The following is a 19,591-nucleotide window of genomic DNA, read 5'->3' on the forward strand; positions in this document are numbered from 1 at the left end:
CCGGCCTCAGCCCTCGCCCGTGACGGCCGGCGGTACGGGCAGCTCGTGCCCGAGGTCCGCCGCCAGCCGTTCCACCAGGTCGTACGCCGCGTCCGGGATCACCGTGCCGGGCGGGAAGACGGCCGTCGCGCCCGCCTCGTGCAGCGCCGGAACGTCCTGCGGCGGGATGACGCCGCCGACGACGATCATCACGTCCTCCCGGCCCTCCGCCGCCAGCTCCTCGCGGAGCGCCGGTACGAGCGTGAGGTGACCCGCGGCCAGCGAGGAGACGCCGACGATGTGCACGTCCGCCTCGACGGCCTGCCGCGCCACCTCCGCCGGGGTCTGGAACAGCGGGCCGACGTCCACGTCGAAGCCCAGGTCGGCGAAGGCGGTGGCGATCACCTTCTGGCCGCGGTCGTGCCCGTCCTGGCCCATCTTGGCGACCAGGATGCGCGGACGCCGTCCCTCCGCCTCCTCGAACGCGTCGACCAGCGCGCGGGTGCGCTCCACGGAAGGGGACTCTCCTGCCTCGTTGCGGTACACACCGGCGATCGTACGGATCTGGCCCGCGTGCCGCCCGTACACCTTCTCCAGCGCGTCCGAGATCTCGCCGACGGTCGCCTTCGCCCGGGCCGCGTGCACGGCGAGCGCGAGCAGGTTGTCGTCGAGGGACCGGGACGCACCGCGCTCGGCGGACGCCGTCAGCGCCCGCAGCGCGCCCTGGCAGGCAGCCTCGTCGCGTTCCTCGCGCAGCCGCTTCAGCTTCGCGAGCTGCTGCGTGCGGACCGACGAGTTGTCGACCTTCAGGACGTCGATCTGCTCGTCCGTCTCGACCCGGTACTTGTTGACGCCGACGACGGGCTGGCGGCCGGAGTCGATCCGGGCCTGGGTGCGCGCCGCCGCCTCCTCGATGCGCAGCTTCGGGATGCCCGCGTCGATGGCCTTCGCCATGCCGCCGGCCGCCTCGACCTCCTCGATGTGCTGCCAGGCCCGCCGCGCCAGGTCGTACGTCAGCTTCTCGACGTAGGCGCTGCCGCCCCACGGGTCGATGACCCGGCCGGTGCCCGACTCCTGCTGGAGGAGGAGCTGTGTGTTGCGGGCGATGCGGGCGGAGAAGTCGGTGGGGAGCGCGAGGGCCTCGTCGAGGGCGTTGGTGTGCAGGGACTGGGTGTGGCCCTGGGTCGCGGCCATCGCCTCGATGCAGGTGCGCGGCACGTTGTTGAAGACGTCCTGCGCGGTCAGTGACCAGCCCGAGGTCTGCGAATGGGTGCGCAGGGACAGCGACTTGGGGTTCTTGGGATCGAACTGCTTCACCAGCTTCGCCCACAGCAGACGGGCCGCCCGCAGCTTGGCGACCTCCATGAAGAAGTTCATGCCGATCGCCCAGAAGAACGACAGGCGAGGCGCGAACGCGTCCACGTCCAGGCCCACTTCAAGACCCGCACGCAGGTACTCCACACCGTCGGCGAGGGTGTACGCCAGCTCCAGGTCGGCCGTCGCGCCCGCCTCCTGGATGTGGTAGCCGGAGATCGAGATGGAGTTGTAGCGCGGCATCTTCTGCGAGGTGTAGGCGAAGATGTCCGAGATGATCCGCATCGAGGGCTTCGGCGGATAGATGTAGGTGTTGCGGACCATGAACTCCTTGAGGATGTCGTTCTGGATGGTCCCCGCCAGCTTCTCCGGCGGCACCCCCTGCTCCTCGGCCGCCACGATGTAGAGCGCCAGCACCGGAAGCACGGCGCCGTTCATCGTCATCGACACCGACATCCTGTCCAGCGGGATGCCGTCGAAGAGCTGCCGCATGTCGAGGATCGAGTCGATGGCCACGCCCGCCATGCCGACGTCGCCCGTCACCCGCGGGTGGTCGCTGTCGTACCCGCGGTGGGTGGGCAGGTCGAAGGCGACCGAGAGGCCCTTCTGCCCGGCGGCCAGGTTGCGCCGGTAGAAGGCGTTGGACTCCTCGGCCGTGGAGAAGCCCGCGTACTGGCGGATCGTCCACGGCTGGTTGACGTACATGGTGGGGTAAGGGCCGCGCAGGTACGGGGCCACACCCGGGTAGGTGTGCAGGAAGTCCAGGCCCTCGGTGTCCTTGCCGGTGTACAGCGGCTTCACCGGGATGCCCTCGGGGGTGTCCCACACCAGGTCCTCTGCGCTGCGTCCGGTCGACTCCTTGACGGCCGCACGCCACTGCTCCTCGGAGGCGGCAGGGGAGGAGTCCGCCGCGAGGGGAATCTGTGAGAAGTCGGGGATGCTGCCCATCACTTCACTTCCATACGGTCGAGGACGGCGGTGAGCGTGGCCACCGCGTCCGAGCCCGCGAAGACGAACTCGTCGACGCCGGCGCTCCGGTACGTCTCTTCGGCTTCCCCCGGGCGGCCCGCCAGGTAGACCGTCCGCGCCCCCGCCTCCTTGAGCGCGGCGGCGACGTCGGCCGCCTGCTCGGCGTACAGGGCGTCACTGGAGCAGATGCAGGCGACGCGCGCACCGCTCGCGGCGAACGCCGCCGCCGCGGACGAGGCGTCGACCGTCACCGGGTCGTGCACCGGCTCGACACCGCCGGCCTGGAAGAGGTTCGCGGCGAAGGCCGACCGGCCGGTGTGCGCCGCCGCCGGCCCCAGTGCGGCGAGGAACACGCGGGGCCGGGCCCCGGTCGCCGCCAGGTGCGCGTCCGAGCGGGCACGCAGGGCCTCGAAGTCCTCGTCCCTGCGGACCCGCGGGAGCCCGCCGGAGGGCGCTGCGGGTGCCGGGTCACGGTCGACGATGCGCTCGGCGAGCAACGGGAACTCGCTGACGCCGGTGATGGGCTCGCGGCGGGTGGCGAGCGACTTCCTGCGCTTCTCCCAGGCCGCGGCGATCCGCTCGCCGACCAGCCCGGACGCCAGAGCGTCGGCCTGGCCGCCCGCCTGCTCGATCTCCTGGAACCACGCCCAGGCCGCCGCCGCGAGCTCGTCCGTGAGCTGCTCGACGTACCAGGAGCCGCCTGCCGGGTCGACGACCCGCGACAGGTGCGACTCCTCGACGAGGATGGTGGAGGTGTTGCGGGCGATACGCCGCGCGAACGCGTCCGGCAGCCCGACGGCCCGGTCGAACGGCAGGACCGTGACGGCGTCCGCGCCGCCCACCCCCGCCGCCATGCAGGCGATCGTCGTGCGCAGCATGTTGACCCATGGATCGCGGCGCGTCATCATCACCGACGACGTCACCGCGTGCTGCCGCTGCCCGGCGGCTCCGGCCGCCCCGCACACCTCGCCGACACGGGCCCACAGCCGGCGGGCCGCGCGCAGTTTGGCGATGGTGAGGAACTGGTCGGCGGTGGCCGCGTACCGGAATTCCAGCTGCCCGCAGGCCGCGTCGACGTCCATGCCCGAGGAGGTGAGGTCGCGCAGATACGCGACGCCGGTGGCCAGCGAGCAGCCCAGCTCCTGGGCGGCCGACGCGCCCGCCTCGTGGTACGGCAGCGCATCCACCACCAGAGCGCGCACGTGCGGGAACTGGCGGGAGGTCAGTCCGGCGAGCGCCACCGCCGACCGCGCCAGCGAAGGATCGGACACCCCCGTACGGGCGGCATGGCCCAGCGGGTCGGCGCCCAGATTGCCGCGCGCTTCCTCGGGTTCCACGCCCCGCACCTCGTACAGCCGCAGCAACTCCCGTGCGGCGGGCTCGAATTCGGCTCCGGCATCGAGGGCGACGGAGGCGAGGTCGAGGTAGACCCCGTCCAGGGCCTGCTCCAGGCCGGACACGGGCAGCCCGGCGGCGCCCACCGCCAGCCACAGGGAGGAGACGCCGTTCTCCAGGTCGGCCAGCACCGCCTCGTTGGCGCGCGCGGGATCGGGGCGTTCGTGCCGCTGCCGTACGTCCCAGCCGCCCGCGGCCGTCGCACCGGCAGCGGAGGACCCCCGGGTGAAGGGGGCGAAACCCGGCAGCCCGGGGCCGCCGTGCTCGGCACGGGCGGGGACGTCGGCGGTGTAGAGCGGGCGCGTCGTCAGCCCGTCGTCGAGGGAGGTGGAGAGGGCGTTTTCCGCCGCAGCTCCCGTGACGTCTTTACCCGATTTGCGCAGCACGCCTTCCACCAGGCGCTGCCACTGCTCATGGGTCGCATCAGGGAACTCGGCGGCCAGGGAGAGCCCGTCGTCAGGCAGGACCGTCATGCTCAGATGCTAGGGCAGTCCGCCAAAGGTGCAGCAGGGGTAACCGCTGTGACCTTGACCTCTCCTGACCAGGCTTGATCCGTTCACCCGAATGCCCTACTGGTGAGTACGGAATGTGGTCGTCCGGCGCGGACGGAGGCGCTCGTGCGTACGGGGGCGAACGCGCCCGCCCGGACGACGGCGCGCCACCCGCACGCCGTACCCACCCCCTGCTCACGCCATGCGCAGTTCGCCCTCCGTCTGCTCCTCGCCACGCCCCGTCGGCGAGGAAACCAGCGAGAAGGGGTGCCCCGCCGGGTCGCTGTAGCGGCGCACGTCCCGGCTCAGCCCCGAATAGTTGGGGGTCTCCAGCGGCCGCGCGCCCAGGCCGATGACCTCACGCTCCGCCTCGTCCATGTCGTCGGGCGCCACCAGAATCCGCAGGTGGGCCTGTTGCGAGTCGTCCGGGCGCGGCCAGCTCGGCGGCGCGTAGCCGTGGTCGCGCCGGATCGCCAGATGGACGCCCTCGTGACCGACGATCTCCACGAAGTCCATGTCCTCGCCCCGGCGGGTCTCCGCGTCGAGAAGTCTGGCGTAGAACTCCGCCAGCTCGTCCGCCTCCGAGCAGTCCAGTACCAGCACCGTCCGCTTCGTCACTGCCATGATTCCGCCCGCCTCTGCCGCATCGCCGTTCCGTACGCGTGTGTACGGCGCGTACCCCGGGCGGGCCCGGAAACTCCGCCTCGGCGGGCGGGTGTTCAGTGGGCCGCGGCGTCGGCGGTGAACCGGTCGCGGGCCGTCCCGCGCAGCCGGCCCGGTGGCACCTTCCGCCCGAACAGGAGCACCACCAGGTCCTGGGCGGACCCGGTCACGACGCTGCCGCTGCCGTACGCCCAGTCCAGGTCGTCCGCCTGCAGCCGTACGCCGTCCAGCTTCGCGCCGAAGAACCTCGTGCCCAGGGGGCTCGCCGTGCCCAGCACGATGCGCAGCCGCTCCTCGGGCACCCGGCGGTCCAGGCCGAGCGCGATGCTGATGTCCAGCCCGTGCACCACGTCGTGGCCGAGCGCCGCGGGCAGGCCGCCGACCGGCGGTTTCCAGGGGTGGTGGGCGTTGTCCCGCAGCGCCGCCGCCATTGCCCGCGTCGGCATCGAGGCGGCCTCCCTGCGGGCCACCCGGTCGGTCATCCGGTCCACGCTGCCCCGCGCCCGCACCAGCTCCGCCAGCACCTTGGGCAGAGGGTGACGGAACCCGAAGGACAGGTGCGCCGCGACCTCCCGCACCCGCCATCCCGCGCACAGTGTCGGCTCGTCCCACCGCTCGGCGGGCAAGGCGTCCAGCAGGTCCGCCAGCTCCCGGCGCTCGGCCGCGATCGCTTCCCTGACCTGCACGGCATCTTTTGTGTTCCCCATGGTCACAAGGGTGTTGGGGCGGGTCCCATAAGTCCAGGAAGGGTTTCTGCTGCCCACTAGCATCAACGGTTATGGAACTGCGTCAGCTGCGGTACTTCGTCACCGTCGTGGAAGAGGAGAGCTTCACCCGCGCCGCCGCCCGCCTGCATCTCGCCCAGCCCGGCGTGAGCGCCCAAGTGCAACAGCTGGAACGGGAGTTGGGACAACGGCTGCTGGACCGTACGGGTCGGCGCGTCACCCTCACCGAGGCGGGTGAGGCAATCCTCCCGCACGCCCGCGCGGCGCTCGCCGCGGCGGACGCGGTACGCGGCACAGCGGACGGGTTCACCGGGCTGCTGCGCGGCCGCGTCAGGCTCGGGACGCTGACCGGGGCCCCGGCCGACGAGTTCGGTTTGCCCGGCGTGCTCGCCGACTTCCACGACGCGCACCCCGGAGTCGAGTTCGCCCTCAGCGAGGACACCTCCGCCCGCCTGCTGGCCGCCCTGCAGCGGGGTGAACTCGACATGGCGCTGGTGGGCCCGCCCGACGAGCATCCCCCGCCCGGCCTCAGCTTCCAGGTCCTGCTCGACGAACCCCTGGTGGCCGTCGTTCCCACGGACGACCCGCTGACCGTCTCCGCGGACGGGACGGAGCCCGCGGCGGAGCCGGGACCGCGCGACGGGGTGAACGCCGGCGCGGTCGCGGGGGACGCCGCTCCGGCCTCCGGGTCGGGCTCGGGTTCCGCAGTTCCGCCCGGCGGCTCCGGCAGCCCCGGCAGCCCCGGCATCCCGCTCACCGCGCTCCGGGGACGCGCCCTGATCAGCCTGCCCGCCGGTACGGGGGCGCGCGGGGCACTGGAGCGCGGCTGCGCGGCGGCGGGATTCCGGCCGGCGGTCGCCTTCGAGGCCTCGGCGCCGCCGGTGCTCCTCCAACTCGCCGCACGCGGCCTGGGAGTTGCCGTACTGCCCTACGGAACGGCGACCGGGGCCGGGCCGGGCCTGCGTACGCTCGTGCTCACCGACCCCTGCCCGCGCGCCCGTATCGCCCTCGCCCGTCGCACGGCGGGACCTGCGGGTTCGGCGGCCCGGGCGTTCCTGCGGGTCCTGGCCACCGCACTCCCCGAGCGTCTCGGGCACCAAGCCACCGGTCGGCCGCCCGCGAGCGCGCGCACGGTCTTCGCCCCGTCTCCGCGGCCCTCAGGAGCCGCGGCCGACGCGTAGCGCCGCACCCGCCGCCCGGGGGCCGAAAAAAGGCGCGTGCCGCGAGGCGGACACGCGGGGGCGGTCACACGCCCGGCGTGTCGCCGAACGTCAGCTCCCGTCCGGCCCCGCGCGACGCGAAGTGGCGGGCCACCGTCGTCCCGGACACCTCGCCCAGCGTCGCGGGCGACCAGCGCGGATCGCGGTCCTTGTCGATGATCTGCGCACGCACCCCCTCCACCAGGTCCGGTCCGCGCAGCGCCGTGCACGACACCCGGTACTCCTGCACCAGGACCCGCTCCAGCGAGCCGAGTGCACGGGCCCGCCGGACGGCCTCCAGGGTCACCTTCACCGAGGTCGGCGACTTGGCGAGGAGCGTCTCGGCGGCCTCCTTCGCCGCCCGCACGCCGGTGTCCGTCAGACGGCCGACGATCTCCTCCGCCGTGTCCCCCGCGAAGCAGTGGTCGATCCACTCGCGCGCTCCGTCCAGCAGACCGTCCTGCGGGGCGTCGGTGGCCCGGCGCCGCACCGCCTCCCGAGCGGGTACGACGGCCAGGTCGGCGACCAGGTCCGCCAGGCGGTCCGACGGTACGAAGTGGTCGGCGAGCCCGCACTGCAGGGCGTCGGCCGCGCCGACGGCCGTACCGGTCAGCGCCAGGTACGTACCCAGCTCCCCGGGGGCCCGCGCCAGCAGATGCGTACCGCCGACGTCCGGAACGAAACCGATGCCGGTCTCCGGCATGGCGACGCGGGAACGCTCGGTGACGACGCGCACGCCGCCGTGGGCGCTCACGCCGACGCCGCCGCCCATCACGATCCCGTCCATCAGGGCGACGTACGGCTTCGGAAAACGCGCGATGCGCGCGTTCAGCCGGTACTCGTCCCACCAGAACGCCTCCGTCGCCCGCCCGTCCCCGTCCCGCGCGTCGTCGTGGATGGCCCGGATGTCTCCCCCCGCGCACAGCCCGCGCCCGCCCGCGCCCGAGAGCACCACGGTCTCGACGCCGGGGTCCGACTCCCAGGCGGCGAGCGCGGCGTCCAGGGTCCGGACCATGGGGTGGGTGAGGGCGTTGAGGGCACGGGGCCGGTTGAGGACGAGGTGTCCCGCGCGGCCCTCGATGTGCACGAGCACGGGGGCGTCCGCAGGGTCTGCGTGCTGCATGGGCTCAGCCTTTCGGAGACGGATCGGCCCGGTGGCCCGGTGCGGACGGAGGCCGGCGGCGGGGCAGGACCGCCTCGGCGGCCGCCTCGCGCGGGATCTCGCTCACCTTGTCGATCCACATGATCGAGAAGGCTAGTCGACGACCGAACCTGCCCCGTCGGCACGGCCGACAGGATCCCGTCCGGCCGGGCGGGATCCTGTCGGTACGTGCGGTGGTCAGTGCGTGTTCTCCGTAGGGCGCAGGTCCCGCGGGATCCATGCCCACGTCACCGCCGCCGCGCCCAGGGTCAGCACCGCACCGGCCAGGAAGGCCGGGGTGATGGCCGTCGTGTAGGCGGCCGCGACCGTGTCCAGCAGAGTCCGGCCCGCGTCGCCGCCGAGGGCGTGTGCGACGTGCGCGGCCTCGCCGACGGAGTCCCGTACCGAGGCAGCCGTGCCGCCGTCCAGGTCGAGGGCCGGGAGGCCGGCGCGGTACAGGGCGGTGGCCAGGCTGCCCAGGATCGCGACGCCGAGCGCTGCGCCGAGCTCGTAGCAGGTCTCCTCGACGGCCGCCGCACCGCCGACCTCGTCGGCCGGCGTGGCCGCCATGAGCGTCACCGAGGCGACGGTGGTGGCGACGCCGACGCCCATGCCGAGGACGGCCAGGGCCACCGCGACCGCCGGGTAGCCGATGTCCGCGAACCGCTGGACGGTCCACGGCATGGCGAGACCCGCCGTCATGACGAGCAGGCCGATCCCCAGGATGTGCCGGATCGGGAAACGCTGCATCAGGGCCGGGGTCACCATGGACGTGAGGACCAGGCCGAGCGAAGCGGGCAGCAACCGGATGCCCGCCTCGAACGGGGTGTAGTTCTGGCCGTACTGGAGCCACTGCGTGACGAGGAAGAGCACCGCGCCCATGCCGACCATGCCGAGGAAGATCGCGGTGGCGGCGACGGAGAAGGCCTGGTTGGCGAAGAGCCTGACCTGCAACAGGGGGTTCTGCAGTCGGAGCTGACGGCGGACGAAGACCGTCAGGGCGAGTGTGGCCAGCGCGAGGAGCGCCCACGGCAGCGGGTCCGCGAAACCGCTCTTGCCGAGCTGCTTGATGCCGCCCGCGAGGGCGAGCATGCCGACGATCGACTGGCCGACGCCCCACCAGTCCCACCGGCCGCTGCGCGGTGCGTAGGACTCGGGCAGGAACCGGGCACCCAGGGCGATCACCAGGGCGGCCACGGGAATGTTCAGCAGGAACGCCGAGTGCCAGCCGAAGTCCTCCACCAGCAGGCCGCCGACGACCGGGCCGAGCGCCATGCCGCCACCGAAGACGGCCGCCCACACGGCGAACGCGAACGCCCGCTCGCGAGCGTCGGTGAAGACGTGCCGCAGGATCGACAGCGTGGACGGCATGATCGCCGCACCGCCGACGCCGAGCAGCGCACGGGCCGCGATCACGTGCCACGCCTCGGTGGAGAGCACGGCGAGCAGCGAGGCCAGGGCGAAGAGGACGAAACCAGTCAGCAGCATCCTCTTGCGGCCCAGCCGGTCGCCCAGCGCACCCGCCGTGACCAGCAGCCCCGACAGGGCCAGCGCGTACACGTCGATGATCCACAGCTGCTCGACGGAACCCGGCTTCAGGTCGGAGACCAGGGACGGGAACGCGACGTTGAGGACCGTGGTGTCCATCGCGATCAGCAGCAGGCTGCCCGAGAGGATCGCCAGCACGACCCAGCGTCGCGGGTCGAGACCGGAACCGCTCCGCCCGGGGTCCGGCCGGGATTCCGCGGGCGGGGCGGTGGACCCGGCGTCGGGCCGGGCGGCGGGGGAGGACATGGTGCTTCCATTCGAGACAGGGGTGACGTTGCTGAGACGTTACTGTCTCACAACGTCTGTCGATGTCTCAAGGTCGTTTCCCGGGGTCCGTGTGACGCACGGGAAAATGACTGGCGGCGGGCGGGTGCCGGGCCGCACTGTGTCCCGATGCTGATCAGAGAAGCCACCGCCGACGACTGGGCCGCGATCTGGCCCTTCTTCCACACGATCACCGCGGCCGGGGACACCTTCACCTTCCCGACGGACCTCGACCGGGACACCGGACGCGGCTGGTGGATGCTGAACGCGCCGAACCGCACGGTGGTCGCCGTCGACGAGGCGACCGGCACGGTCCTCGGCACCGCCAAGATGAACAACAACCAGCACGGGAACGGCGCCCACATCGCCAGCGCCAGCTACATGGTCGACCCCCGGCACGGCGGCCGCGGCGTCGGCCGCGCCCTCGTCGAGCACACCCTCGACTGGGCGCGCGACGCGGGTTTCCGCGCGATGCAGTTCAACGCCGTCGCCGCGACCAACACCCATGCCGTTCGCCTCTACGAACGCCTCGGGTTCAACATCGTCGGCACCGTCCCGGAGGGCTTCCGCCACCCGGTCCAGGGGTACGTCGGACTGCACATCATGCACCGACCGCTGTGAGCGGCCCGGCGGCCCCGCCGCGGCCCGTGGGGTGACGCGAGCGGGGGAGGGCCGGGCGGGCCGTGACGCCGCGTCCGGCCCGTCCGCCGTGGCTCAGCTCTTGCGGTGACCGTCGTCGTGGTCGGGCCGCCGCGTCTCCCGGTCGCCGCCGCGGGAGCGGGCCAGGGCGCGGTCCCGCGGCTCGGAGTCCGGGGCGGGGCGGTCGGCCTTGCGCGGCTTCCCGCGCGGGACGGCGGCCTCGGCGCCGGGGACCGGCTCCGCGGAGCGGGCGGCTTCGGCGCGGATCATCGCGTTCAGGGCGAGGAAGGGGTCGATGGGCATGGCGGGAACATCCTTTGCGATACGGAAAGGCCCTGCGCGCACCGGGGTGGGCAGGCGGACGCGGTGCACCGGCGGATGCGGACGCGCCGGTACGGGACCTTTCAGCAGCGCAGGACCGCGCAGCGCACCACGTACGGGGCGGGGCCCCGGGCCGGTGCGGTACCGGCGGGCGCCCCGGCCTGCGGGAGACGCACCGGACGGGCCCCGGTGACGACGGCGGGTGGACGGTGCCGCGGCCAGGACGGAGCCACGGAGGGACGGCGCGCACTGCCCGCCTGTGGCCGGAGTTCGGTGTCGACGGACCCGTCCGGCACCGCTTCGCCCTCACCGGAGGCACCGGGAAGCCCGGCGGCCCCGTGGAGCCCGGCCGTCCCGGGGAACCCGGCGGTCCCGGAGCCGCCCGGGAGTCCGAGTGCTCCGCCCTGTTCCGACGCGCCGGACGACGACGCCCCGTTCCCGGCCCCCGCATCGGCGAGGCCGCCCGGGCCGCCCCCCGTCGGCAGCGCGAGAACGGCGGCGCACGTCAACAGCGCGACGAGCGCACGCCACAGGACCTTCCGATGACGGAGTCGGGGGCGGGGCGCGGCGGACATGGGGCACAGGTGCCCCGGCCGGGCGGGGGGTGCAGCCCGGCGGGGGGACAATTCGCCCGGTCGAGGTAGGCCGGATGGCGGACGGCGAGCGGTTCGCACGGCAAAGCGGAGAGGAACGCCCGTATGCCGACGAGCGGCTGTGCGGCCGACCCGGTGAACGGCGCGCACCGGACGTGCGCCGGCGCGCTCGGGGCCCCTCGGCAGGGACGGCGGCCCCGAGCGGGGACGGGACGGTGGTCCGGCGCGCGGCGGGTGTGCTCTGCCGGGCCGCGACCCGCCTACGGGCAGGTCGGGACTCCCTCCAGCCAGGCCGGACCCTTGATGTAGATGTTCGTGATCCACGACTTGTGGTCCGGGAGGTAGGACCAGGCGTCGTTGGTGATGCCCTCGGCCGTCACCCGCTGGGCGCGCTTCTGGCACTGGATGCGGACCGGCGTCGGTCCGGCGAACCTGTGCACCCTGGCGCTCGTCGTCGACGCCTCGGAGTGCGTCCACACGCCGGTGCCCCAAGTGCTGTGGTCCTTGCCCTGACCCGGTTCCGTGTCGATGCGCACCGCTCCGAAGAAGTCGCCGCCCAGCCGCACGTCGCTGACCATGATCCTGGTGCCCGACTCCTTGGCCTCGACCATCTTTCCGTCGCCGAGGTAGACCGCGATGTGGTGGATCTTTCGCGCGTTGCCCCACACCACCAGGTCCCCGGGCACGAGCGGGGCCAGGCCCTGCGCGGCGGTGAAGCGCGTGCTCACCCGGCTGGAGTGGTACTGGCTGTGCGCGTTGCCGTTGAGGATGTCCCGGCCGGTGGCCTGGGCGTAGGCCCACCGTACGAATCCCGAGCAGTCGAATCCTTTGCGGTACGGGTCCTGGGAGCTGTCCGGGTCGGTCGGGTCGACCTGGCCGTACGTGGGGCCGGGCTGCGGTCCGTGACCGCCGCCCCACGAGTACCAGACGCCGAGCTGCGTGCATGCGGCCCGCACCGCCTTCTGCGCCGTGGCGGAGGCTCCGGGTGCCAGGACGTCGCACGCGGCAGCGGCGGCGCCGGCCAGCCGCGTGGCCCGCGTGCCGGTCGCGTCCGCGGTGGCGGAGGCCAGTGGTCCGGCCGCGGACAGGGCCAGGATCCCTGCGGTGGCGACGGCGGCGCTCGATGCCCTGCGCCGGAGACGGCTGGTGTGCTGCATGAGTGGGTTCCCCGTTCGATGCGGAAGTGTGCGTGGACGGCGAGGACGGGCACGTGCCGACGGTGCGTCCGCCGGGCGCCGGTGGAGCGTCCTGCCGGTTCGAGCCTGGAGCGGGCGTGCGGCGGGTGTCGAGACTCCGGCTGTCTCCCGGGCGACGGGAAACGGGAAACGCCCGGGGAAACAGTCCGGCGCGACGCCCGCCGCCGCGCACCACGGCCGGCCCGACCCCTCAAGGCATCCCAACCGACGCCACCGCTGCTACGAAGGCTCGGGACAGCCCACCAGGGCGCACACCGCCGCCTCACGCCGTCCCTCGTCGGTGTCCCAGAGCCGGACGGTGCCGTCGTTGCTGCTGCTCGCGAGAGTGCCGGTACGCCGGTCGAAGGCGATGCCCCAGACCGCCCCGCCGTGCCCGCCCAGCGTCGCCGTCGGCAGCCCCCGGGCGGCGTCCCACAGGCGCACGCTTCCGTCGCTGCCGCTGCTGGCGAGCACGTGCTGTCCGCCGGGGGCGAAGGCGACCGCGCGCACCGCGCCGTTGTGGCCCGGGAGCGCCGCCGACCGGGTGCGGGCGGCGGTGTCCCAGAGGCGTACCGTCCCGTCGTTGCCGCCGCTCGCCAGGGTCCGCCCGTCCCCGGCGAACGCGACCGCCCGCACCGAGCCGGTGTGCCCGTGCAGCGCGCCCAGCGGCCGCCACCCGGGGACGCTCCAGAGCCGTACCGTCAGATCGTCTCCGCCGCACGCGACGGTGGACCCGTCCGGACTGAAGGCGAGCGCGTTGGCGAAGTCCCGGTGGCCGGTGAGGGTGGCAGCCGGACGCAACGTGCGGGCGTCCCAGACCCGTACCGTACGGTCGGTGCTCGCCGACGCGATCCACCGGCCGTCCGGCGACCAGGCGACCCCCAGCACCGAACCCTTGTGCCCCGGGAGTTCCTCGACGACGCGATGCGTACGGGTGTCGAACACCCGCACCGTGCGGTCCGCGCCGCCCGAGGCGAGCCGCCGCCCGTCCGGCGACCAGGCGACGCCGAAGACCGACCCCCCGTGGCCCCGGAGCACCCCGGCGGCACGGTGCGCCCGCGCGTCCCACAGCCGCACCGTGCGGTCCGCGCTCGCGGAAGCCAGCCACCGCCCGTCCGGCGAGAACGCCGGCTGCCACGACTCGGCGAACGGACGCGCCGTCAGCGTCGAGCGCCCCAGGTCCCAGCGGACCACCGTCCGGTCGAAGCCCGCCGTCGCCAGCACCGAACCGTCCGGGCCGCCCCCGACAGCGACGCCCAGCACGTAGTCCGTATGACCCGACAACGTGGTGACGATGCGGTGGCTCGCCACGTCCCACAGCCGTGCCGTGCCCTCGCCCCCCGTGCTGACCACGGTCGAACCGTCCGGGAGGTACGCGACGGCGTTGACGTCGTCGCTGTGCCCGGTGAGGAGGGCCGGTTCCGCGCGCTCCCTGCCGCGGCGGGCGTCCCACAGCCGTACGGTCCGGTCCGCGCCGCCGGAGGCCACCTGACGCCCGTCGGGCGACCAGGCGACGCCGAGGACCCCGTCGCTGTGCCCGCGCAGCACCACGGCGAAGGCCCCGGCAGACCCGTCCGTCGCGTCCCACAGCCGTACCGTCCGGTCCGCGCCCGCCGAGGCGACCCGCTTCCCGTCGGGGGAGTACGCCACCGCCGTCACCGCGTCGGCGTGCCCCCTCAGAGCCGTCCGCTCCGCCCGGCGCGCCACGTCCCACACCCGCACCGTGCGGTCCGCGCCGCCCGACGCCACGCTCCGTCCGTCCGGCGCGAACGCCACCGACCGCACCGGCCCTCCGTGCCCCAGCAGCACCTCCGCGTCCTGGTGGTTCGTCACCCGCCACAGCCGTACGGTGCCGTCCGCGCCCGCCGACGCGAGGCGCTGTCCGTCCGGGCTGAACGCCACCCCCAGCACCTGCCCGCCGTGCCCGGTCAGCGTGGCCAGTGCCTGCCGGTGTCCCGTGCCGCCCCACAGCCGCACCGCGCCGTCGTTGCCCGCCGAGGCCAGGGTCAGACCGTCCGGACTGAACGCCACGGTGTTCACCGGCCCGGTGTGCTCGGTGAGCCGGCCCGCGAAGTACTGCGCCTGGGTGCTGAGCAGTGCACCGCGCGCCTCGACGGTGGGGGCGGTGCGGTACGCCGCCACGGCCAGCCGCATCGACGCCTCCGGCCGTCCCGCGGCGAGCGCCCCCGCCCGTACCGCCATCGCCTGGGACTGCGCCGTACGGCGTTCCTGGTAGGCGCGACCCCGTTGCTGGAACGCCAGGGCGCCCGCCCCGACAGCGAGCACCAGCAGCCCGGCGAGCGTGGCGAGCAGGCCCCGCCGGGCGCGCACCCGGCGCCGCTCGGTGCGCGCCCGGGACCGCTCCTCGGCCCGCGCCGCCTCGATGAACTCGACCTCGGTGGGACCGAGTTCGGCCCTGCTGTCCCGCTCGTCCACCCACGCGGCGACGGCGCGCAGCCGGGAACCGCGGTGCAGCAGCGCCGGGTCGCGGTCCGCCCGTGTCCACTCGGCGGCCGACGCGGCGAGCTGCTGGCGGGCCAGCAGCCCGGCCCGGTCGGCGTCGATCCACTCGCGCAGCCGGGGCCAGGCCCGCAGCAGCGCCTCGTGGCTGATCTCCACGGCGTCCCGGTCGACCGTCAGCAGCCGGGCCCGGACGAAGGCGTCCAACGCCGCCGACGCCCCGCTCCGGTCGGGGAGCCGGCCGAGCAGCTCCTCGCGGGCGGCCCGCCGCCGGGACTCGGTGGCGTCCTCGCCGAGGTGGACCAGGCGGACCAGTATCCGCCGGGCCAGGTCGCGCTGCCCCCGGAGCAGCCGGTTGAACACGTCCTCGGCGGTGCGGGCGACCGCTCCGTGGATGCCGCCCGTCGCCTCGTACCCGGCGACCGTGAGGGTGTTGCCGGTGCGCTGCTGCCAGGTGACGAGCAACGCGTGTGCCAGCAGCGGGAGCGCGCCGGAGGAGCCGGCGGCGGAGGGGCCCGGGCCGAGGTCGCGCAGCAGGATCTCGACGAGTCCGGGTTCCAGGGACAGTCCGGCCCGCTCGGCGGGGCGGACGACCGCCTGACGCACCTCCGCCTCACCCATCGGCCCCAGTGCGAACAGTCCGTGCGTGAACACCTCTGCCAGTGATGGAAGTTCGAGGCAGCGGCCGGTGAAGTCGGCCCGTACGCCGAGCACCACCACGACGGGCCCGCCGGGCACGGCGAGTGCGCACAGGGCGGTGACATACGCCCGGCGCTCGGCCGGGTCCGCGCACAGCGTGAAGACCTCTTCGAACTGGTCGACGAGGAGCACCAGCCGGCGGCCGTCGGACGAAGGGCCCGCCGGACCCTCCGGCCGCCGCCGTACCAGCGCCGCCAACAGCGCGGGATCGGACGCCACTTCACCGGGGGTGTGCCCCGGTTCCGTGCCGAGCGCCTCGGCCAGGCAGCGCAGCAGTTCCCTGAACGGGTGCGCCGTCGGCGTGCACAGGGCGGTCGACCAGTCGCGCGAGCCCGCGACGTTCAGCTCGCCGCGCCGCAGTGCGGGCAGCAGGCCGGCCCTGAGCAGGGACGACTTCCCGGCGCCGGACGGCGCCACCAGGACGACCGGCCCTGTGTCCGCGCGTTCCGCGAGCCGGCGCAGCAGATCGGCGGTGGCCCGCTCCCGGCCGAAGAACCACCGTTCGTCCTGCGGCCCGAAACTCGCCAGCCCCCGGTAGGGGCCACCCCCTTCGGGTGACGGCAGAGGATGCGGCCGGCGCGACGCGGGGACCTCCGGCACCAGCCGCCGCAGGGCGCCGCCCGCGTCCAGCACCTCGTCGCAGCGGCGCGCCACATCCGGCGTCGGTGGCTTCCCACCGTTCTCGATCTTGCTGAGGTAGCCCTTGCTGTAGTGGATGGCCCGGGCCAGTGCGGTGAGCGACATGCCGCGCTCGTTCCGCAGCCGCCGCAACTCGGCCCCGAACGCACAGGGCCGGCTGGTTTTGTCGGGTTCCCCGAGGGGTCGTGCGTCCGGTGCCCCGTTCATGCCCGGCACCGTACCGCCCGGACAGGGGCATTCCCGCCGGAGCCGGACACGTTCACCTGAACTCGCGAACGCTGTTTACAGATCGTCCGTGGAGTCCAGGTCCAGCTCGTCGGCGTACTCCTCGCCCACCTCGTCCCCGGCAGGCTGCTCCGGCTCCGGCTCCTCCTCGGCGAGCAGCTGGTCCAGGGACTCGCCGCGCCGGGCCTCCTGGGCCGTCGTGCCGAAGTACTCGGCCGGCGACCAGTGGTCCGGCGGGACGATGCCGGAGTGGAGCGGGTCGTAGTCGAGGTGATCGCTGATCAACGTGTCCTGCGCGTCGAGGACGCCGTCGTCCTCGGGCAGGTCGCTGTCGTCACGCGTGTCGCTCATGACCACACGCTGCCGCACTCGCGGGGGGAACGCATCCCGGGCCGAAGGTGCGGTACCCGGACGCGGGCACAAGAATCGAGACAGGACCAGAACGTGTGCCACCCCAGGACGAAGCGAGGAGACGCATGAGCGAGCAGGGACCCGACCCGTCCGAAGTGACCCCCGACAGCCGGCTGCACAGCGGCGGCAGCGACGACGCGACCCCCGAGGACCTGGTTCTCGCCTCCGGCCGCGACCTCACACCGGAGAACCTGGAGTGGGCGCGCAAACGGCTGGACCAGGAAGGGCGGGCGGCGATCGAGTCGCAACTGCCCTGACCCCACCGGCCGCCCGCCCTCCCGCGCGGCGCGGAAACGCACAGGTGCCCCGCCCGGTTGTCGATCAGGGCGGGGCACACGTGCGATGCGGCAGGTACGGGAGCGGTGAGCGGTCGCAGGGGCCGGTCCGGGCGGCGCACAGGTACGGGGGAAGCGAAGGGGCGCCCGTAAGCGAGAGGCGGTGCGCCGTACCCGCGAGAGGCGTCCCGCACCGCACGCCATCCGACCGCCCTGGGCCGACGGCGCCTCGGCCGTCGTACCCGGAGCGATGCTCAGCGGCCCGCGTAGACCGCGCTGACGAAGGCCACGAGCTGGTCCGAGGGCAGCGCACGGGCCAGATCCGCCTCGGTCACCATGCCGACCGGCTCGCCGCCGTCCAGCACCAGCAGCCGGCGGATGCGCGCGTCGCTCATCACGCGTACGGCCTCGTCGGAGTCGGCGGACACGTCGACCGACACGGGGTCGCCCTCCGCCAGTTCCCCCGCGGTCGTCTTCGCCGGGTCGTGCCCTGCGGCGACACACTTCACGATGATGTCGCGGTCGGTGACGATGCCGGTCAGCGAGCCGTCGGCACCCCGCACCGGCAGCGCGCCGATGTGGTGCTCGCGCATCAGCTGAGCGGCCCGATCGAGGGTCTCGGACGCGGGAATCGAACGGACGTCGGGGGTCATCAGGTCACGGACGGTGCTCATGCGGTCCTCCGGAGTCGACGGATGCGGGCCGGGGTGTCGGCCGGTTGCGACGGGTGCAGCCACCGTCATGCTGTCCGCGGTCCGCGTCGACGGCGACCGCAAGCCGTCGTACGGGTGAGGGCCGAGGTGCCTGGACGGAAGCCCTTGTGCCCGGGGAGGGCCGGGTTGCGGTCGGGCCCGCTCGCGCGAGCCTTCGGCCGACGGCGGCGGGGTCCGGGCCGCCGCGGCACAAGCACCGGCCTCCCCGGGCCTGCGGGACGGGCAGCGGGGGGAGCGCCCGTCCGCGGTCCAAGGAGAGCGAGTCCGGGGCGCCCGGCCCGGGGGAGCCGAAAATGGACCGGGCGTCCGGTTCTGGGACGGCGTCACGGGCGGCCGATCATCCGTCCGTGACGCCATGTGCACCAGGTGAGGTTCCGTGGCCGGGGCCCGGTCCCTCCGTGCGCGCCCGCGCCCCCGCCACACGCCGGTGGTGGAGGAGGGCGGGCTCGTACACCTGTCGCCGTTCCTGCGTGGACCACCTTCGTGGCAGTTGGGCAAACCCGGCAACCCGCGTCGTTCGTGCGTCGTATCGTCGGCGCATGAACGGGAATCCGACGGGCCCCCGGGGCGCGGAAGAGGACGGACGGCACCGCGGGAGCAGCTCCGCGGGCGGGGTGCGGGACCGACGGCCGGACGGTGCGCAGCAGCTCTCCGGACGGTACCGGGCCGCCGCGGGCGCCGGAACGGCGGGCCTGACCACCGGGGCCGTCGCCCGACGGCTGGGGGTGGCCCCCACCACCCTGCGTTCCTGGGACCGCCGCTACGGCATCGGCCCGGCCGTCCGCGACGACGGCAGACACCGGCGCTGGACCGCCGACGACGTGGCACTCCTGGAACGCATGTGCGCCCTGACCGCCCGCGGGGTTCCCCCGGCCGACGCGGCCCGGCTGGCCAGAGACCCCGGCGGGGACACGGACCCCGGCACGCCGCCGCCCGCCCGACCGGCGCCGACGGCTGCGCACCCGGCGGTCCGCACGACCCCGCCGCCCGGAACGCGGGCACTGCCGGTGCCCGGTCCGCGCACCTCCCCGGACGCGGGAGTCCCGGCCCGTACGGTGCGGGGGCTGCGCAACGCGGCCGTACGCCTGGACTCGCCGACCCTCGACCAGCTGCTCGCGGACGCGGTCCACACCCATGGCCTCGTCGGCAGCTGGCACGAGGCGATGGCGCCCGCCCTGCGCGCCATCGGCCGCACCTGGGCGAACTCCGGGGACGCGGCGGGCGAACGGTACGTCGAGGCCGAGCACCTGCTCTCCTGGCACATCTCCACCGCCCTGCGCCGGAGCGGCGCCGCCAAGGACTCCGGCGACGACGAGCGGCCCGTCCTGCTGGCCTGCCTGCCGGGCGAGATGCACACCCTCGCTCTGGAGTCGCTCACCGCGGCCCTCTCGGAACGGGGCCTGCCGACCCGGATGTTCGGCGCCGCCGTCCCACTGGGTGCGCTGTCCGAAGCCATCCGGCGGACCGGGCCGCGCGCCGTCGTGCTGTGGTCCCAGACCCGGCCCACGGCCGACCGCTCGGTGATCGGCCTGGTGCGCTCCACGTCACAGGGCATCCGCGGCGCCCGCACCCAGCCGATGGTGCTGGCCGCGGGCCCGGGGTGGGCCCGCACCGCCCCGTTCGAGGGCGTGCACAGGCCGCGCGACCTGGCGGGGGCGATCCGCCTCGTCGAAGCGGCGCCGTACGCCTGAGCCCCCCGCACGGTCACGCGCCCCGCACCTGCCGCCCCGGCGGTGCGGGGCGCGTGCCCCCG

16 protein-coding genes are annotated in these 19,591 nt (G+C 74.3%); 4 read left to right on the top strand and 12 right to left on the bottom strand.

Features of this window, described 5'->3' with window-relative positions; translation table 11 throughout:
- Positions 1–6: 6 nt before the first annotated feature.
- The 4 genes from scpA to HNQ79_RS21710 form a co-directional block, all read right to left on the bottom strand.
- Positions 7–2,241 carry a methylmalonyl-CoA mutase gene (gene scpA, locus HNQ79_RS21695; RefSeq protein ID WP_185033586.1) on the bottom strand — a complete coding sequence of 745 codons (2,235 nt, stop codon included), beginning with the start codon at positions 2,239–2,241 and terminating at the stop codon, positions 7–9.
- Positions 2,241–4,130 (bottom strand): methylmalonyl-CoA mutase small subunit, encoded by a 1,890-nt coding sequence (mutA, locus tag HNQ79_RS21700; RefSeq protein ID WP_185033588.1) that lies wholly within the window; start codon positions 4,128–4,130, stop codon positions 2,241–2,243. Before mutA ends, scpA begins: the two co-directional genes overlap by 1 nt.
- Before the next feature lie 213 nt (positions 4,131–4,343).
- Entirely contained in the window at positions 4,344–4,772 is a 429-nt protein-coding gene (locus HNQ79_RS21705) for a VOC family protein (protein WP_185033590.1), read from the bottom strand.
- A gap of 95 nt (positions 4,773–4,867) precedes the next feature.
- The gene (locus HNQ79_RS21710) at positions 4,868–5,518 is read right to left on the bottom strand and encodes a maleylpyruvate isomerase family mycothiol-dependent enzyme (RefSeq protein ID WP_185033592.1); all 651 of its coding nucleotides are present in this window, start codon (positions 5,516–5,518) and stop codon (positions 4,868–4,870) included.
- Between the two features lie 71 nt (positions 5,519–5,589).
- Between HNQ79_RS21710 and HNQ79_RS21715 the strand changes: the two genes are divergently transcribed.
- Positions 5,590–6,717, top strand: a complete 1,128-nt coding sequence (locus HNQ79_RS21715) for a LysR family transcriptional regulator (protein ID WP_185033594.1) — start codon at positions 5,590–5,592, stop codon at positions 6,715–6,717.
- Between the two features lie 64 nt (positions 6,718–6,781).
- Here the strand turns inward: HNQ79_RS21715 and HNQ79_RS21720 are convergent, their stop codons facing one another.
- Positions 6,782–7,858, bottom strand: a complete 1,077-nt coding sequence (locus tag HNQ79_RS21720; RefSeq protein WP_185033596.1) for an enoyl-CoA hydratase/isomerase family protein — start codon at positions 7,856–7,858, stop codon at positions 6,782–6,784.
- 216 nt (positions 7,859–8,074) lie between these two features.
- The gene (locus tag HNQ79_RS21725) at positions 8,075–9,670 is read right to left on the bottom strand and encodes an MFS transporter (RefSeq protein WP_185033598.1); all 1,596 of its coding nucleotides are present in this window, start codon (positions 9,668–9,670) and stop codon (positions 8,075–8,077) included.
- Between the two features lie 147 nt (positions 9,671–9,817).
- Here HNQ79_RS21725 and HNQ79_RS21730 point away from each other — a divergent pair, with 147 nt between their 5' ends.
- Complete coding sequence (locus tag HNQ79_RS21730; RefSeq protein WP_185033600.1) at positions 9,818–10,309, top strand: GNAT family N-acetyltransferase; 492 nt, start codon at positions 9,818–9,820, stop codon at positions 10,307–10,309.
- A gap of 93 nt (positions 10,310–10,402) precedes the next feature.
- Here HNQ79_RS21730 and HNQ79_RS21735 read toward each other — a convergent pair whose 3' ends face one another.
- The 5 genes from HNQ79_RS21735 to HNQ79_RS21755 form a co-directional block, all read right to left on the bottom strand.
- Positions 10,403–10,630, bottom strand: coding sequence for a hypothetical protein (locus HNQ79_RS21735; protein WP_185033602.1), 228 nt, complete (start codon positions 10,628–10,630; stop codon positions 10,403–10,405).
- A gap of 101 nt (positions 10,631–10,731) precedes the next feature.
- Entirely contained in the window at positions 10,732–11,223 is a 492-nt protein-coding gene (locus HNQ79_RS21740; RefSeq protein WP_185033604.1) for a hypothetical protein, read from the bottom strand.
- Positions 11,224–11,501: 278 nt separating this feature from the next.
- On the bottom strand, positions 11,502–12,398 hold the full coding sequence (locus HNQ79_RS21745; protein WP_185033606.1) for a C40 family peptidase: 897 nt from the start codon (positions 12,396–12,398) through the stop codon (positions 11,502–11,504).
- A gap of 258 nt (positions 12,399–12,656) precedes the next feature.
- The gene (locus HNQ79_RS21750; protein ID WP_185033608.1) at positions 12,657–16,421 is read right to left on the bottom strand and encodes an nSTAND1 domain-containing NTPase; all 3,765 of its coding nucleotides are present in this window, start codon (positions 16,419–16,421) and stop codon (positions 12,657–12,659) included.
- Positions 16,422–16,496: 75 nt separating this feature from the next.
- Positions 16,497–16,790, bottom strand: coding sequence for a hypothetical protein (locus tag HNQ79_RS21755; RefSeq protein ID WP_185033610.1), 294 nt, complete (start codon positions 16,788–16,790; stop codon positions 16,497–16,499).
- Between the two features lie 125 nt (positions 16,791–16,915).
- Between HNQ79_RS21755 and HNQ79_RS21760 the strand changes: the two genes are divergently transcribed.
- Entirely contained in the window at positions 16,916–17,107 is a 192-nt protein-coding gene (locus HNQ79_RS21760) for a hypothetical protein (protein WP_185033612.1), read from the top strand.
- Positions 17,108–17,379: 272 nt separating this feature from the next.
- Here HNQ79_RS21760 and HNQ79_RS21765 read toward each other — a convergent pair whose 3' ends face one another.
- Positions 17,380–17,799 carry a CBS domain-containing protein gene (locus tag HNQ79_RS21765; RefSeq protein ID WP_185033613.1) on the bottom strand — a complete coding sequence of 140 codons (420 nt, stop codon included), beginning with the start codon at positions 17,797–17,799 and terminating at the stop codon, positions 17,380–17,382.
- Between the two features lie 578 nt (positions 17,800–18,377).
- Between HNQ79_RS21765 and HNQ79_RS21770 the strand changes: the two genes are divergently transcribed.
- Positions 18,378–19,529 (top strand): MerR family transcriptional regulator, encoded by a 1,152-nt coding sequence (locus HNQ79_RS21770; RefSeq protein ID WP_185033615.1) that lies wholly within the window; start codon positions 18,378–18,380, stop codon positions 19,527–19,529.
- Positions 19,530–19,591 lie beyond the last annotated feature (62 nt).

It is taken from the genome of Streptomyces candidus, assembly GCF_014207445.1.
GTDB lineage: Bacteria > Actinomycetota > Actinomycetes > Streptomycetales > Streptomycetaceae > Streptomyces > Streptomyces candidus.